The 1183-nt window shown below is 70.5% G+C and carries 2 protein-coding genes and 1 pseudogene; all 3 read left to right on the top strand.

The annotated features are described in order from the left end of the window. Positions 1–50 precede the first annotated feature (50 nt). Positions 51–581 carry an ABA4-like family protein gene (locus tag AOK03_RS39970; RefSeq protein ID WP_079075268.1) on the top strand — a complete coding sequence of 177 codons (531 nt, stop codon included), beginning with the start codon at positions 51–53 and terminating at the stop codon, positions 579–581. Further along, positions 578–740, top strand: a pseudogene (locus AOK03_RS44790) (NAD(P)-binding domain-containing protein); the annotation flags it as partial. The gene AOK03_RS39970 and the pseudogene AOK03_RS44790, both read left to right, overlap by 4 nt. Before the next feature lie 2 nt (positions 741–742). Next, positions 743–1150: NADPH-dependent F420 reductase (locus tag AOK03_RS39965; RefSeq protein WP_425264461.1), on the top strand; the 408-nt coding region annotated here is incomplete at its 5' end. Between the last annotated feature and the right edge of the window lie 33 nt (positions 1151–1183).

The following is a 1183-nucleotide window of genomic DNA, read 5'->3' as shown; positions in this document are numbered from 1 at the left end:
CCCCACGACGGCCCGCCCACCGCGCCCCACAAGGAAGTCGAGACCGCCGCATGACCGGATTCCTCTTCGATCTCTCCTTCTGTCCGGCCGCCCCCGTCTGGCTCCTCATGATCTTCGCCCCGAGGTGGGGCCCGACCGCCCGCATCGCCGCGTCACCGCTGACCGTCGTGCCCGTCCTGGCCGTCTACCTCGCGCTGGCGGTGCCCGTCCTGCCCGAACTGTGGGCCGCCGTCAGCAGCCCGGACATCGACGGGTTCCGCGAGCTGACCGGGCACGCGAGCGCGGCGGGCGCGATCTGGGCGCAGGTCATCGCCTGGGACCTGCTGCTCGGGCAGTGGATGTTCCTCGAGGCACGGCGGCTGGACGTACACCCACTGGTGACCGGCCCACTGCTGGTCCTCACCATCCTGCTCTCCCCGTTCGCACTGCTGCTCTTCCTCGCACTGCGCACGGTCCTCACCCGGCGGCGGCGACGTGGTGCGGCTCGCGCACCGATTCCCCTGCGCTACCGGAATACCCCCGCCGATCCGGAGGTTACCTCCGTTACAACAGCGGAACACCGGAAGGGCAGTCAGTCATGAAGATCGGCATCATCGGCGCGGGCAACATCGGCGGCAACCTCACCCGCCGCCTCACGGCCCTCGGCCACGACGTGTCCGTCGCGAACTCGCGCGGCCCGCACACCCTGACCGCCCTCGCCGAAGAGACCGGCGCCAGGCCCGTCGCCGTCGAAGAGGCCGNNGTCGCCGTCCTCGACACCGGCAACTACTACCCCCAGCAGCGCGACGGGAAGATCGCCGAGATCGAGGACGGTCTGACCGAGAGCCGCTGGACGGAGCGGCAGATCGGCCACCCCGTCATCAAGGCCTTCAACGGCACATACGCCCAGGACATCCTCGACAAGCCCCTGCCGAAGGGCGCCCCGGGCCGCGTCGCCCTGCCCGTCTCCGGCGACGACGAGGCCGCCAAGAAGATCGTGCGCGACCTGATCGACGAGCTCGGCTTCGACACCGTGGACAACGGCGGCCAGGACGACTCCTGGCGTCAGCAGCCCGGAACTCCCGTGTACGGCAACGCCGGTGGGGCGGACGAGATCCGCAAGGCGCTGGACGCGGCATCCCCGGAGCGTACGGCGGAGTGGCGCGCCTGAGTGCCCGACAGACCCTAGGTGTATTGGCCCGCA

The sequence above is a fragment of the Streptomyces atriruber genome (assembly GCF_001418325.1).
Classification (GTDB): domain Bacteria; phylum Actinomycetota; class Actinomycetes; order Streptomycetales; family Streptomycetaceae; genus Streptomyces; species Streptomyces atriruber.
This window is presented reverse-complemented; position numbering and strand designations above follow the sequence as displayed.